The 15,549-nt window shown below is 31.3% G+C and carries 15 protein-coding genes; 11 read left to right on the forward strand and 4 right to left on the reverse strand.

What is annotated here, in order from left to right; all coding sequences use genetic code 11:
* Nucleotides 1-30 precede the first annotated feature (30 nt).
* From jag to rpmH, 4 genes are all read right to left on the reverse strand, one after another.
* Nucleotides 31-651, reverse strand: a complete 621-nt coding sequence (jag, locus tag B5X49_RS07185) for an RNA-binding cell elongation regulator Jag/EloR (protein ID WP_052670143.1) — start codon at nt 649-651, stop codon at nt 31-33.
* A 14-nt stretch (nt 652-665) separates the two neighbouring features.
* On the reverse strand, nt 666-2,126 hold the full coding sequence (locus B5X49_RS07190; protein WP_052670144.1) for a YidC/Oxa1 family membrane protein insertase: 1,461 nt from the start codon (nt 2,124-2,126) through the stop codon (nt 666-668).
* A complete protein-coding gene (gene rnpA / locus B5X49_RS07195) occupies nt 2,119-2,472 on the reverse strand; it encodes a ribonuclease P protein component (RefSeq protein WP_045749943.1) in 354 nt (117 codons plus the stop codon). The genes B5X49_RS07190 and rnpA overlap by 8 nt, the downstream gene beginning before the upstream one ends.
* 103 nt (nt 2,473-2,575) lie before the next feature.
* Nucleotides 2,576-2,710: a 50S ribosomal protein L34 gene (rpmH, locus tag B5X49_RS07200; protein ID WP_045749944.1), complete on the reverse strand. Its 135-nt coding sequence runs from the start codon at nt 2,708-2,710 to the stop codon at nt 2,576-2,578.
* A 362-nt stretch (nt 2,711-3,072) separates the two neighbouring features.
* Between rpmH and dnaA the strand changes: the two genes are divergently transcribed.
* The 11 genes from dnaA (at nt 3,073) to B5X49_RS07255 (ending at nt 15,436) form a co-directional block, all read left to right on the forward strand.
* Nucleotides 3,073-4,437 (forward strand): chromosomal replication initiator protein DnaA, encoded by a 1,365-nt coding sequence (dnaA, locus tag B5X49_RS07205; protein ID WP_045748684.1) that lies wholly within the window; start codon nt 3,073-3,075, stop codon nt 4,435-4,437.
* A gap of 126 nt (nt 4,438-4,563) precedes the next feature.
* Nucleotides 4,564-5,694 (forward strand): DNA polymerase III subunit beta, encoded by a 1,131-nt coding sequence (gene dnaN, locus B5X49_RS07210; protein WP_045748685.1) that lies wholly within the window; start codon nt 4,564-4,566, stop codon nt 5,692-5,694.
* A gap of 121 nt (nt 5,695-5,815) precedes the next feature.
* On the forward strand, nt 5,816-6,160 hold the full coding sequence (locus B5X49_RS07215; protein WP_045748686.1) for a hypothetical protein: 345 nt from the start codon (nt 5,816-5,818) through the stop codon (nt 6,158-6,160).
* Nucleotides 6,161-6,403: 243 nt separating this feature from the next.
* Nucleotides 6,404-6,610, forward strand: a complete 207-nt coding sequence (locus B5X49_RS07220) for an RNA-binding S4 domain-containing protein (protein ID WP_045748687.1) — start codon at nt 6,404-6,406, stop codon at nt 6,608-6,610.
* Nucleotides 6,607-7,653 (forward strand): DNA replication/repair protein RecF, encoded by a 1,047-nt coding sequence (gene recF / locus B5X49_RS07225; protein WP_052669839.1) that lies wholly within the window; start codon nt 6,607-6,609, stop codon nt 7,651-7,653. The genes B5X49_RS07220 and recF overlap by 4 nt, the downstream gene beginning before the upstream one ends.
* Nucleotides 7,643-9,547, forward strand: a complete 1,905-nt coding sequence (gene gyrB / locus B5X49_RS07230) for a DNA topoisomerase (ATP-hydrolyzing) subunit B (RefSeq protein ID WP_045748688.1) — start codon at nt 7,643-7,645, stop codon at nt 9,545-9,547. Before recF ends, gyrB begins: the two co-directional genes overlap by 11 nt.
* A 14-nt stretch (nt 9,548-9,561) precedes the next feature.
* Nucleotides 9,562-12,165: a DNA gyrase subunit A gene (gene gyrA / locus B5X49_RS07235; RefSeq protein ID WP_045748689.1), complete on the forward strand. Its 2,604-nt coding sequence runs from the start codon at nt 9,562-9,564 to the stop codon at nt 12,163-12,165.
* Nucleotides 12,166-12,251: 86 nt separating this feature from the next.
* Complete coding sequence (locus B5X49_RS07240; protein WP_045748690.1) at nt 12,252-13,307, forward strand: Gfo/Idh/MocA family protein; 1,056 nt, start codon at nt 12,252-12,254, stop codon at nt 13,305-13,307.
* On the forward strand, nt 13,300-13,746 hold the full coding sequence (locus B5X49_RS07245) for a hypothetical protein (protein ID WP_045748691.1): 447 nt from the start codon (nt 13,300-13,302) through the stop codon (nt 13,744-13,746). The genes B5X49_RS07240 and B5X49_RS07245 overlap by 8 nt, the downstream gene beginning before the upstream one ends.
* Nucleotides 13,747-13,905: 159 nt before the next feature.
* Nucleotides 13,906-14,331, forward strand: coding sequence for an IS200/IS605 family transposase (tnpA, locus tag B5X49_RS07250; protein WP_045748692.1), 426 nt, complete (start codon nt 13,906-13,908; stop codon nt 14,329-14,331).
* Nucleotides 14,315-15,436 carry an RNA-guided endonuclease TnpB family protein gene (locus B5X49_RS07255; RefSeq protein ID WP_045749946.1) on the forward strand — a complete coding sequence of 374 codons (1,122 nt, stop codon included), beginning with the start codon at nt 14,315-14,317 and terminating at the stop codon, nt 15,434-15,436. Before tnpA ends, B5X49_RS07255 begins: the two co-directional genes overlap by 17 nt.
* The last annotated feature ends 113 nt before the right edge of the window (nt 15,437-15,549 follow it).

Consider the following 15,549-nt stretch of genomic DNA (forward strand, 5'->3'; position numbering starts at 1 on the left):
AAAAAACTGCCAATAATGGCAGTTTTTAAGTTAATTTTTCTTCGGTTTAATAATAATGGCTCTTTCTTCGCCTTCACCTTCTGAATGTGTTTCAACGTCACGCCATTCTGATAACTTAGAATGTATAATACGACGGTCAAATGCGTTCATAGGGTCTAGTTTTACGGCAATTCTTGTTCTTGCGACATCTTTTGCTGTTTTTGTTGCGAGTATTTCAAGTTGTCTTTTTCTAGATTCATGATAATTGCCAATATCTAATGTAACTAAGACATTGTCTTCTGTAAATGTAGATAAATGGTTTCTTAATAATGTTTGGAAAGCAAGTAAGGTTTTACCTTCTTTACCAATTAATAGTGCATTCTCATCTGTTTGTACACGGTAATAGATTTCAAGTGGGGTAGTATGTCTAATTTCCATTTTTACATCAATATTGAGTGCAGTAATAATACCTTCTAGGTATTGTTTTCCTTCGGTTGTAAGATCAATTGCAGGTGTTACTTCAAAGATTGTGTAGGATCCCACACCTAAGAAACCTCTTTTTTCTTTAACAATTGTTGCAGAAAGTTTGTTTTCTGAAATTTTTAATATTTCTGAAGCTTTTCTTAAAGCTTCTTGGCTAGTTTTAGCCTCTACTTCAATTTTCTTTAGCATGCTAAATTCCCCCTTTAAACAATGCTTTGAGCTGACTTAGTTTTTTCGTACTTTCTTTCGGATAATTTACGGTTAATATATGATTGACCAAGAGAGTACAAGTTACCAATAACCCAGTAGAATCCTAATGCATTAACAGATGTAAGTGTTGTTAATACCATCATACCAATCATAACAGTAGATACTGTTTTCATTGTTTTTTCTTGTTGTAATGCTTGTTCGGTTTTCACTTGTGTTCCAGTATTTTTAGCGTAACTTGGTTTCTTACTGGATAATTTTTGTAGTAACCACATCGTTACACCAACGATGATTGCTAATACATAACTCCATACATCACTAAATCCGCCAGCAGTTAAATCAATAAGACCAAATAAAATTGTTTTATTGCTGATGTGGTTTACATACATACCGCCAGGTACTGTAATACGGTAAACGGTTTGGAACATTGCAAGGAAGATTGGCATTTGTAAGATAGGTGTTAAACATCCTAATACAGAAATTTTATGTTTCTTATATATAGCCATCATTTCTATTTGCATCTTTTGTTGTGATACTGGATCTTTCTTTAATGCATATTTATTTTGTAGTTTTGTCATTTCAGGTTGTGCTAATGCCATTTTCATTGACATATCATTTGCACGCGCATAGATAGGCCATGCAAGTGTTCTAACGATGATTGTTGCAAATAAAATACCTAACCCGAAACTATTTAAACCAAATAAACCAGCAAAGAATTGCATTACAAATGAAATTGGAATAATGAACACCCAGTCCCATACATAACCTAACCAAGTATTTTCCATTTCTGTGTTAATTGGTAATTGATTATCAATCGGTTTAACTGTTTTGTTTTTAACTGTAAATACAGATTCATTAACGTCATTAAGTTCAAATCTTAAATTATTTTCAGCGTTAATTTTTAAAATATTTTGTTCATAACCTTCCGGAGTAACTAAATATAAAGATGCATTTTCACTTGTTACATCCGCTTGGCTTTCTGCACCAAATGTCGCAGAAATTACTTGGATATCTTTTAAATCTACTGGATTTGTGATTGTAGTAAAGAACAAAGTACTTACATTTTTGATTTTAACTTGATCATCTGTAACACCATATGTAGCAGATAATGCAGAAACTGCTTTTAACTCAAAATCTGCTGCGTTTTCATCATAAACATAAACCTTATATTCTAACCCTCTAACTCTTACATTAAAGATGCTGTCATCTAATTCTGTAATTGTAACTTCAGTCGTTGCAACATTTACTAATGCTGCTGATTGGTTTGCGGTAATACTGAAGAAATCAAAATCGTCTAAAGATATGTTTGGAAAACCTGTGTTTGTATCAATCTCTGATTGAGTATAAACAATTTTATTTGGTGATAAATAAGTTCCTATTTCACTTGTGTCCGGTGAACAAGCAACAAGTACAAAGGATAATACTAACACCATTAGTATTGCTAAATATTTACGCATTTGCGTGATCCTCTTTTTCTAATAATTTGGCTCTATTAAGCAACTTTTCAAGTTGACTTAACATGTCATTGTAATCTAATTCACGAACTGAAGGTTTTACAACAATGACAAACATCATATGTTTTAGTTGGTTTTTATATAATGAAACGATATATCGAATGCGTCGTTTAGCTAGGTTTCTTTCTACCGCATTTCCATATTTTCGTCCGATTGAAATGGCAAATTTAAAGTAACTCAGATCATGTTTTTTGTAATATACACCAAAATAACCGTTACCCACAGAATTTTTTTCTTTGAAAATTAAATCCATTTCATCTTTACTTTTAATAGAGTATAATCTTTTCATTATAGAACCTTCATATAAAAAATAAAGGACTACCTCAAAAACAACATTGCTGTTTTGTTAATGATCGGGTAGTCCAGGTATTTATTAACTATTATTTAATTGATTAAACAGTTAAAACGTGACGGCCTCTAGCTCTTCTTCTTGCTAATACTTTACGTCCATTAGCAGTAGCCATACGAGCTCTAAAACCATGCGTTCTTTGATGTTTGATTTTACTTGGTTGATATGTTCTTTTCATAATCAAAAACCACCTTTCTTATGAAACCTTGCCTTACTTATTATAAATAATCAACCCTCAAAAGTCAACTTAAATTTATATATAAAATAAAATGATATTTTTTACACTATCTTCCCACATAATCTTAAACATCAATTGTGGATTATTTACCCCCTAGTTACCCACATTGTGGATAAGTTGATTAAACGGATTAAACCTTATAATAAGGCTGTGAAGTGCTAAAAAGTTATCCACAATGACTCACAATGATTATTTCAAATTGGAAAAGTTATCCACAAAAAATGTGGGAAACTTTTTATTTAAAATCTAATTTCATATGCTATCATATAATACGATAACAATAAATAGAACTGGAGAAAACTATGAATCCTAATGACAATTTATGGCAGACAATCTTAAAGGATTTAGAAAGACTCTACAATGAAGAAACTTATAATGAGTTATTTTCACCTGTAACGTCTACCTTTAAAGAACAAAACGGTTTAATCACTATGGTGGTTGAAAACGATTTTTTAAAGAATAGAATTAATAAATTGTATATCGGTAAAATTAATGAGTTAGCTACAAAATACTCAAAAACACCGGTTCGTTTTAAGTTTATCTCTCAGTCTGAGGTTGAACCTGAACCCACTTTAACAGATAGAAAATTAACCATTGATTATCGACAAGGTAATTTAAACTCCACATATACATTCGACTCTTTTGTTGTTGGAAAATCAAATATGTTTGCTTTTAGAATGGCGATGAAGGTAGCTGATCAACCTGGAGCGGTAGCCAATCCTTTCTATATTTTTGGCGATGTAGGTTTAGGAAAAACCCACCTCATGCAAGCAATTGGTAACTATATATTAGATACAAACGTTGAAAAACGCATTCTTTATGTTAAAGCAGATAACTTTATTGAAGATTTCGTATCCTTACTTTCAAGAAATAATAATAAAACAGAAGAATTTAATGCAAAATACAAAGATATTGATGTTATTTTAGTGGATGATATCCAAATTATGGCAAATGCTACTAAAACTCAAATGGAATTCTTTAAATTATTTGATTATCTTTATTTAAATAGTAAACAAATTGTTATTACTTCAGATAAACCTGCATCACAGTTAACGAATATTATGCCTCGTTTAACAACACGATTTGAAGCAGGATTATCCGTAGATATCCAAGTTCCTGATTTAGAACATCGTGTCAATATTTTAAAGCGTAAAATTGCAACAATTGATGCAAATGCAGAAGTATCTGATTCCATCCTTGAATTTATTGCAACACAGTTTGCAGCAAACATTAGAGAGATGGAAGGTGCACTTATTCGTCTGATTAGTTATGCTCAAACCTTTAACCTTGATATAACTATGGAATTAGTTAACGATGCATTAGGTGCCCTCTTAAAAACTAGAAAGAAATCAGATGCCTTAAGTGATAATAACTATGACAAAATCCAAAGTGTCGTCTCTGATTACTTCCAAATTTCTCTACAAGACCTCATAGGGAAAAAAAGACATACCAAATTCACTATTCCGCGTCACATAGCGATGTATCTTATAAAATTAAAATATAATATTCCTTATAAAACGATTGGTCAGTTATTTAGTGACCGTGATCATTCAACTGTTTTAGCAGCTTGTGAAAGAATAGAAAAAGACATTCAATTAGATTCAAACTTAAAATTCGCTTTGGATTCTATAATTAAGAAAATTGATTCCACATTATCAAAGTCTTGATGTTTATAATTTATTAAAAATGTGGTAAAATAAATACTATACAAGGCGCTTAACTCGACTTATCCACTTTCCCACACAGCCTAATAACAATAATAAAGAAATAATAATTAATAAAAGGGGTACGCTATGAATTTTACAATTGATAGAGACATATTATTAAATAACTTGATCCATGTACAAAAAGGATTACCTAATAAAACTCCATTACCAATCCTTTATGCTATTAAATTTGAAGTATTCTCAGACTACATACAATTAACTGCATCAAACTCTGATGTAGCTATTCAAGTCTTAGTAGATGATTCTTCTTTAAAAGTGCATAAAACTGGAAAGATTGCACTACCTGGTAGATATTTTATTGATATTATTCGTAAAGTGGCTGCAAGTCGTATTGAAATTGTTTTACAAGAAGAAAGATTATTAGTTATAAAAGCTGACCGTTCTGAATTTAAACTGAAACTCATGGATGTTGAGGATTATCCAGATGTTGATTTCCTTGATTTAGCAGAACCTGTGATTTTATCTTCAGATATGATTAAAGAAATCATTAAAGCAACTAATTTTGCTACTGCTGATAATGAAAAAAGACCTATTTTAACAGGTGTTAATTTTAAATATCAAGATAACCACTTATATGCGGTTGCAACAGACTCATATCGTCTATCTCAAAAGAATTTAAGTCTAAGAACACACTCTAAAACATTTAATATTGTAATTCCTAATAAATCACTAGATGAACTTTCAAAAATTTTAGATCATATTCAAGAAGAGATTGAAGTTTATATCAATCCGAATAAAGTATTATTTAAAATGAATAAAATTTGGTTCCAAACAAGACTATTAGAAGGAACATATCCAGATACATTTAAAATTATTCCAACAACATTTCCAACAGTTATTTCATTTAACAAAGAAGAACTATTAAGTGCTGTAGACCGTGTGTCTTTATTATCTCCAAGGGATAAAGAATCCAACTACAATATTATTAAATTAACACTCAGACAAGATCAAGTTGTTGAAATTTCTTCTACAAACACAGAAATCGGTGATGCAAAAGAAGAAATTATACCAACAAGTGATGTTGTTGGAGGATTAATTTCAATTGCTTTTAGTTCTAAATATTTAAATGAAGCTTTAAAAGCATTTAATTCAACTGAAGTCACACTAAACTTTGCTGGAGAAATCAAACCCTTTGTTATAAAAGGAAATATGGATAGCGACTTACTTCATTTAATCCTTCCAGTTAGAATCGATTAAACATTTCAATGATTTGTAAAACTAACCTAGAGTAAAATCTAGGTTTTATTTTTTTATGAGCAAAACATTTGCTATGTAGCTTCAATATTTATAAGATTTCCCTATAAAGGAGGGCACTTTTATGCAAACGTCTCAAAGTGAAACAAAATTGATTAATAGGGTTTCAAAATACAAGGAACCATTCAGATCTATAGGGTTAAAATTACATGAAACCATCATGAAAACCAGACCAGAGTTACAACCTTCTTCTATGTATGGTATGCCAGCATATAGAGACCCAAACACTAAAAAACTTGTGTGTTTTTTTAGACATGATGAATACGTTACCTTTGGTTTACTTGAAGATGCAGTATTTGAATTTGATGATCAAAATCAGATGATACCAACATCATGGTTTATCAAAGTATTCAATGACACTGTGAAAAAAAATATTGTCAGTATTTTAGAAAAACATATCCAAAAATAACTACTTAAAAAGATTCCTACTTTGGGAATCTTTTTTTATAAAAAATGCATGAAATTTTACATCAGGTTTATATTTTATAAAAATTATAAATAAGAATACATACAACGAAAACGTTCATATTTCCATTTTTCAAGTATTTTACACCAAAAGACTTGTTACACATTTACTTAAAAAAAAGCGCTAAAATCGGCGTATTTTTCCTTATATTATGATATAATATAAATAGCGAATGAGGATAAATGAATGAATGAATTTAAAATTAACGGGGACCACATTACAATTTCACAACTTTTAAAGGTATTAGACTACGTCGTTTCAGGTGGTGAAACGAAGTATTTTTTATTAGAGAATGAATGCTTGTTAAATGAATCTCCAATTTATGAAAAGAATAAAAAGATACGTGTTGGGGACATCGTTACCATCAACGGTAAAAGATTTTTAATGATATGATTGAACAAATTGAATTAAAAAACTTTAGGAATCTTGAGAACTATTCAATAAAACTTCAAAAACCCTTGGTGATTATTGAGGGTTTAAATGGTGTGGGTAAAACAAGTATTCTAGAAGCAATTTATTTCACAGCAACGACCAAATCACATAGAACTTCCCAAGAAAAAGATATCATTCAATATCAAAAAGAGTTTGCTTTTGTGAAGTTAAAACAAAATCAACAGATTCACGAGATTGTTTTAACACCAAATGGAAAAAGAACTTGGATTAATAAACATGAAATTAGAAAAATATCAGATTATATTGGTAAATTTCATGTAGTGATGTTCTCACCTGAGGATTTAATGCTCATCAAAGGTGGACCATCTGAAAGAAGATATTTTATGGATATGGAATTAATGCAGGTTTCAAAAGAATATTTACGTGCATTAAATACATACAAAAGAATTCTTAAACAAAGAAATTTGTTGCTTAAAAAAATAAGCATAGATGATGATTATACGTTTTTAAATATTATAAGCGAACAGCTCTATCAAGTAGGATGCATTATTTATGATGAAAGAGAAAAATTTATACAACAATTAAATTTAAAACTCAGTCATCTAAAAACTACATATCAACTAGATATTAGTCTTCATTATGAACCCCATATGAATAAAGATCAGTGGTTAAAGTATTTAAAAACTAAGCAAAAACAAGATATCTTACATCAAACAAGCTATGCTGGCATACATAAAGATGATTTTAAAGTACTATATAACGGTTTGAATGCCAAAGACAATGCATCACAGGGGACAATACGATTAATCGTTATAGAACTCAAATTAGCACTCTTAGAATGGATTAAAGAACATACCCAACAAGACGCAGTGCTCTTATTGGATGATGTATTATCAGAATTAGATTTAGAAAGACAAAAAATATTTTTAGAAAAATTAAGTAAAAAACATCAAATTATTATATCTAGCGCACTTCATATTGAATCGAGTGCAGATTTACAAAAAATAGTTTTAACGAAGGAGAAAGATGTATATGCAAAATAAAGATAGTCACTATACAGCGGATAATATTCAAATTTTAGAAGGTTTAGAAGCAGTTAAGAAAAGACCGGGTATGTATATTGGGTCAACTGGAGAAAGAGGTCTTCACCATTTAGTATGGGAAATCGTTGATAATTCCATTGATGAAGCATTAGCTGGTTATGCATCTGAAATTACAATTGAAGTGCAAAAAGGTAATATCATTCAAGTTACAGATAATGGACGTGGTATTCCTGTAGATATTCACCCTAAAACAAAAAGACCAGCTGTTGAAACTATTTTAACAACTCTTCACGCAGGTGGTAAGTTTGATAAAGGTTCTTATAAAGTATCTGGAGGACTTCATGGTGTTGGAGCTTCAGTTGTTAATGGTTTATCACTTTGGTATTTAGTTGAAATTCATAAAGATGGAAAAATCTATGAACAAAAATATGAACGTGGTATTCCAGCATATGATCTAAGAGAACTAGGATCTACAGAAGAAACAGGTACAAGAACTACCTTTTTAGCGGATCCACTTATTTTTACTGAAACAACAGTTTATAATTTAGAAACTTTAAAAAATAGAATTCAACAACTTGCATTCTTAAATAAGGGATTAAAACTTACATTAATTGATTCAAGATTAGAAACACCTTATCAAGAAACATTCCACTATGAAGGTGGAATTGTTGAGTATGTTCAATTCTTAAATCAATCTAAAACAAAGATTCATCAAGATGTAATTTACACAGAAAAAGAACAAGATGGTGTAACTGTTGAGATTGCGATGCAGTTTGTCGATAGTTATTCTCCAAATATCCATTCATTTACAAATAACATTAGTACCACAGAAGGTGGTATGCATGAAGATGGATTTAAGATGGCGCTGACTCGTGTTATTTCTAAATACGCAGATGATTTAAAAATGAAAAAAGATGATGTCATTTTAGGAGAAGATGCAAGAGAAGGTTTAACAGCAATTATATCTGTTAAACACCCTGAGCCTCAATTTGAAGGACAAACGAAAACAAAACTGGGTAACCCAGAAGTGCGTGCAATCACTTCACAAATCTTAGGTGAATCTCTTGAAAGATTCTTACTTGAAAATCCACAACAAGCAAAACTTATTGTGGATAAGGTATTACTTGCAACTAGAGCAAGAGTTGCTGCTAGAAAAGCAAAAGAGTTAACTAGAAGAAAATCTCCATTAGATGCTTTAGGATTTGCATCTAAATTAGCAGACTGCAGAAGTAAAGACCCAATGAAGTCTGAAATTTATATCGTCGAGGGTGATTCTGCGGGTGGTTCTGCAAAACAAGGAAGAGATTCTGAGTTTCAAGCAATCATGCCTTTAAGAGGTAAAGTTTTAAACGTTGAAAAAGCACGCTTAGATAAAATGTTAAGCAACAAAGAAATTGTTAACCTCATTCAAGCAATGGGTACAGGTATTTCTGATGAGTTTGATATTACAAAACTACGTTATCATAAAATCGTTATTATGACCGATGCTGACGTCGATGGTGCACATATTCGTACACTACTATTAACATTCTTATTTAGACATATGAGACCTTTAATTGATGCAGGATATGTATATGCTGCACAACCGCCTTTATATAAAGTCACTTGGGGTAAGAATTTAAAATATGTTTATAGTGAAGATGAATTAAACGAAACATTAAAATCAATTGAAACAAAACCAGGTATTCAACGTTATAAAGGTTTAGGTGAAATGAACGCTGAACAGTTATGGGATACAACCATGGACCCTGCAACAAGAACACTTCTACAAATTAAGTTAGAAGATGCAATCGAAGCAGACCAAGTGTTTTCAATGCTGATGGGTGAAGAAGTTGAACCTAGAAAAGAATTTATTCAAAAGAATGCACAATATGCAACGGATATTGATATTTAAGAAGGGGTAATAAAATGAGTGATCAAAAAGATAAATTATACGATAAGATTAAAGAAATAAACATCGCATCAGAAATGAAAACATCCTTCTTAAACTATGCAATGAGCGTTATTGTATCTCGTGCGCTTCCAAATGCTAAAGATGGATTAAAACCAGTTCAAAGACGTATTTTATATGCAATGCATGAAAATAACATGTATGCAAATACTGCACATAAAAAATCAGCTAGAATCGTTGGGGACGTTATGGGGAAATATCACCCACATGGTGACTCATCAATCTATGATGCGATGGTTCGTATGGCACAACCATTTAGCTATAGAAAAACACTAGTTGATGGACACGGTAACTTTGGTTCTGTAGACGGAGACGGCGCAGCTGCAATGCGTTATACAGAAGCAAGATTATCAAAAATTGCAGGAGAAATGGTTCGTGATTTAGATAAGAATACAGTTCCATTTGTTGACAACTATGATGCATCCGAAAAAGAACCTGCAGTTTTACCTTCTAGATACCCAAACCTATTGGTTAATGGTTCTACAGGGATTGCTGTTGGTATGGCAACAAACATTCCACCACATAATTTAGGTGAAGTTATTGACGGGTTATTTGCATATATCGATAATCCAGATATTTCAGTACTTGAATTAATGCAATACATCAAAGGACCTGACTTTCCAACAGGGGGTCAAATCCTTGGAATTAATGGTTTAAGACAAGCATATGAAACCGGTAAAGGAATAATTGCTGTTCGTGCAAAACATGAATTTGTTGAAACTAAAAACAGAACGGAATTGATCATTACTGAAATTCCATACATGGTCAATAAAACAACACTGATTGAAAGAATTGCAGAAGTTGTTAAAAATAAGATTATTGAAGGTATTTCAGATTTAAGAGATGAATCCTCTCGTAAGGGTATGAGAATTGTGATTGAGCTTAAAAAAGACGTCAATCCAATGGTTACTTTGAATAATTTATACAAACATACACAACTTCAAACATCCTTTGGGATTAACATGATTGCTTTAGTGGATGGACAACCAAAGCTTTTAAGTATTAAAGATGCTTTAATTCATTATCTTGCACACCAAGTGGATATTATTACAAGAAGAACAGAATTTGACTTAGAAAAAGCTGAAGCTAGAATGCACATCTTAGATGCCTTAGTGAAGGCATTATCAGATGTTGATAGAGTCATTCAAATCATTCGTGATGCGAAAACTCCAGATGTTGCAAGACAAGGTTTAATTGATACATATGCATTCACAGATATTCAAGCAAGATCCATTCTCACGATGCAACTCCAACGTTTAACATCACTCGAAATTGATAAGATTTATGATGAAACGAATGCATTAAAATTAAAGATTAGTGAGTATAAAGATATTCTTGCTAATGAAGATTTAAAAATCGAAATTATTAAGAATGAATTATTAGAAATCAAACAAAAATATGATGATCCGCGTCAATCAGAGATTAATCTTTATGAAGATTTAGATATTGATAATGAAGATTTAATCCCAGTTGAAGATATTGTTGTAACAGTTACAAATAACGGCTATATTAAACGCATGAATGTTGATGAATATAAACTTCAAAACAGAGGCGGCGTTGGTATGTCTGGTGTGAAGTTACATGAAGATGATTATGTGGAACACATCTTAATGACAAGTACACATGACTTCCACTTATTCTTTACGAATAAAGGCCGTGTATTTAAATTAAAAGGTTATAAATTACCAAGTGGAAGCAGACAATCTAAAGGTGTTCCAATTGTAAACTTCCTAACCTTCCAACCAGGTGAAAAACTAGCAAGCTTTACATCGATTAGAAACTTTGATGAAGAGAATCATTATTTATTCTTTGTTACTAAGAACGGTATTGTTAAGCGTACACATATTTCTAATTATCAAAACATTAGACAAAACGGTATTATTGCTTTAAACCTTAAAGAGGATGATGAGTTATTGGTTGTTAAATCAACAGATGGTAACAAGCATATTTTACTTGGAGCATCTAATGGTAAAGCAATCCATTTCCATGAAGAAGATGTAAGAGAAATCGGACGTACAGCAACAGGTGTTCGTGGAATGAGTTTAGATAATAACGATAAGATTGTTGGATTCGCAGTTATTGATGCAATCGAAGATGACATCTTAATTATCACTGAAAAGGGCTATGGTAAGCGAACTTCAATTCAAGAATACCGTCTACAAAATAGAGGTGGTAAAGGTGTTAAAACACTGAATGTAACTGAGAAAAACGGTAAACTCTCCACCCTTAGAAAAGTTACAAATGATGAAGATTTAATTGTTGTAAGTGATAAAGGTATTACAATTCGTATGCCAATTAATCAAATCTCACAAACCAAACGTGCAACACAAGGTGTCAGAATTATTTCACTTAAAGGTGATCAAAAGGTTGCAACCATTGCAATTGTTCCACACCAAGAAGAAATAAAAGAAGAAATTGAGTCTGCTCATATTACGCAAGAACAAATGGCACTTAATCCTCAAAAGCCTCAAGTTCAAGTGGTTGAACTAGAAGCCCTAGCATCAGATAATGAAACAGATACAGATGAAACGCTAGAACAAATCAAACTCGATTTAGAATAATATTTAAACCACAAAAGACATATAAGCATAGAAACACTTATATGTCTTTTTTCATCAATCAGCAAATTTCTTGTTATAATTAAATTATGAAAAAATATAATGTAGGAATTATTGGTATTGGCCAAATTGCATATGTACATATTGAGGCTTTAAAGGAACTTTATAACGTTTCTATTGTTTCTCTTTGTAGTCGCTCAAATGTTGAGGAAAAAGCCTTAAAATTGGGTATATCAAAGTATACAAATGATTATAAAGAGATGATTGATCACCATGGAGTCGATGCTGTACATATTTGTACCCCAAACGATACCCATTTAGAAATTGCAAGATACGCCATGGAAAGAGGAGTCCATGTCATCTTAGAAAAACCAATGACTAAAGATTTTAAAGAAGCATATGAACTTTACCAATTAAGTTTAAAATATAAAGTGATTTGTAAAATACACTTTCATAATCGATTTTACCCAATACACCAATATGTTAAAGCACATATGGATTCCATTGGAGATATCTTCTTAATTTCCGGTAGATATGTTCAAGACTGGATGGGAGACCCTAATAAAACCAATTGGAGAGCTAATCAAAAATCGAGTGGTTTAACTAGAGCAATCAGTGATATTGGAACGCACTTCTTCGACTTAATTGAGTTTGTTACAAACCATCAAGTTGTTTCTGTTTTAGCATCATTTAAAAGAGTTTACGATGAAAGAGCAGGGGAAGCAATTGACACAGAAGATTTAGGTGTTGTTCTCTTTAAAACAGATAAAGGCGCGATTGGTTCTTGTATCATTTCTCAAGTCTCAATTGGTCATGGAAATCAACTAGACTATGAAATAAATGGAAAAAAAGGTACGATCATTCATGATTGCAAAAGTATTTTTGAAGCATCAATTTCTAAGTTAAATCAAGAAAAAGAAAGTATCAAAGTGGATTCAATTAAACAATTAAAAAATGAACCTCCATTTAAAGTTTTAGGTTTTAAGGATGCATTTAGAGAAGCATTTAGAACGTTTTATCATGAAATAGAAACGAATGAACCTAATGATTATGCAACATTTAAAGAAGGCCTTCATTCCATGCGTATAGTAGATGCTATTTATCAATCAAGTATAAAAGAAAGTTGGATAAATATAAATGATTAAGAGTCAATTATTAGAATTAAAATTAAAATCAAGATTTAGATATACATTACTGATTGGATTGGCGGGGCTTGTTATTAGCACGTTTTATTTGATTGATATTTTAGTGAACGAAGCAGACCCATCCATGGTCATATTTAATTATATATTGATGTTTTTAACAGCAATTTTTGGTCTCCTCATGCTTTATTTTAGTTTAGAATGCGTGATGGATTTAAACGAGTTAAAAAAAGGTAAAAGTCCAGTCGTTACGGTTAAATTTATATCATTTGGTAAAAAGTATGTGAATTCAAAGACTCAAGAAGTGACCTATTCTAATCAAGTATTTTTAAATACTGAAAGTAATCAAGAATTGGTTTTAGTGGTTGGTTCTATAGAACCTCAACGTGTATATAAAGTAATGTATGGTACAAAAACTAAAATTGGAATTGCATTATCCTAAAGCAATTTCTATATCATATCCTTTTTAACAACATCATCAAGAAGTCCCCTTCCTCTATAGGTGGGGAATGAATTGATTTTTTATAGTGTTTTATGATGAAATTCATGGTATAATATATTAAATAAACCATTCAGTATAAAAGTTAAGGGGCGCTCTAATATGAAGAATTTCGATAACAATAACCATTCAGTATTCAAATTAAACTTTCACCTTATTTTGGTTATAAATTATCGAAGAGAAGTCCTTGATGAGAAGATATCGAATCGACTTAAAGAAATTTATATAAATATAGCAAAGACATATAACATCTCCTTACAAACTTGGAATCATGATGTGGACCATGTTCACATACTTTTTACGGCACACCCTAATAGTGAGATTTCAAAATTTATTAATGCCTATAAATCAGCATCTTCAAGGTTAATTAAAAAGGAATTTCCAAGTATTAAGAAATTTTTATGGAAAGAAGCTTTTTGGAGTAAAAGTTTTTTATTACTAACAACTGGTGGTGCACCTACTGAAGTTTTAAAACAGTACATTGAAACGCAGGGGGAAGACTGTGAAAAAAATGCATATAGCATATAAATTTAGGATATATCCAAACCCTGAACAACAAATCTTAATAACTAAAACACTAGGTGCTTGTCGTTTTATTTGGAATCAGATGTTATCAGATAAAATCGCTCACTATGAATCAACTAAAGAGATGTTATATAATACGCCAGCTCGTTATAAAGAGGCTTTTAGTTTCTTAAATGAAGTGGACTCATTGGCACTAGCTAATCGTCAACTTCATCTAGAACGTGCATTCAAGTCCTTCTTTTCAAAACAAACCAGTTTTCCTAACTTTCAAGCAAGAAAGAAAGATTATGGTTATACTACAAATATAGTGAATGGAAATATCAAAGTTTTAGATGGATTTATAAAATTACCTAAACTAGGCTTAGTTAAGTTAAAGAAACATCGACACATACCAGAAGACTATAAACTACGATCAGTGACGGTATCTAAAAGTAAAACAGGTAAATATTACATTTCAATCTTATTGGATTATGAAACAGTCATATCACCATGTGAAGTAAAAACTACTATAGGTCTTGATTTTGATATGACAAACTTTTATGTAGACAGTGAAGGTAATCGATATGCTTATCCGGAAAGTATCTTGTTGGACCAACAAAAACTTAGAAGGCTTCAGTCAAGCCTATCTAGAAGATACCAACCGAATAAGAAACAAAAAGATCAAAGTAAGAACTATTTTAAACAACAACATAAAGTAGCAATACTTCATGAGCGTATAACAAACAAACGTCTAGATTTTTTACATAAACTATCAGATTCGATAGCCAAGACATCAGATAGTGTAAGTATAGAAACGCTAGACCTTAAGCAGATGGCAACCAGTAACAAACATTACGCTAAACAGATTTCAAGATTTGGTTGGTATAAATTTATCACCTTACTTGAATACAAGTTAAACAGATTAGGTAAAACACTAGTTAAAATAGATAAGTGGTATCCATCGAGTAAAATGTGTAGTAGATGTGGTCACTTAAAAACAGAGTTAAAACTAAGTGAACGTATATATAGTTGTGAGCATTGTAGACAAAATATGGACCGAGACTATAATGCAGCAGTCAATATAAGAAATAAGGGTTTAGAACTACTTAAAGTTGAAAACTTAGCATAAGTTATTAGAACCGTAGGAACTACGGGGATAGCCTACTGAGACACTAAAGAATACTTTAGTTTGGGTAGGAAGCCCCCACTTCAACATAAAATGTTAAGTGGTGGGTAGTTCAC

This window comes from Acholeplasma oculi (assembly GCF_900166985.1).
GTDB classification, from domain to species: Bacteria; Bacillota_I; Bacilli_A; order Acholeplasmatales; family Acholeplasmataceae; genus Acholeplasma; species Acholeplasma oculi.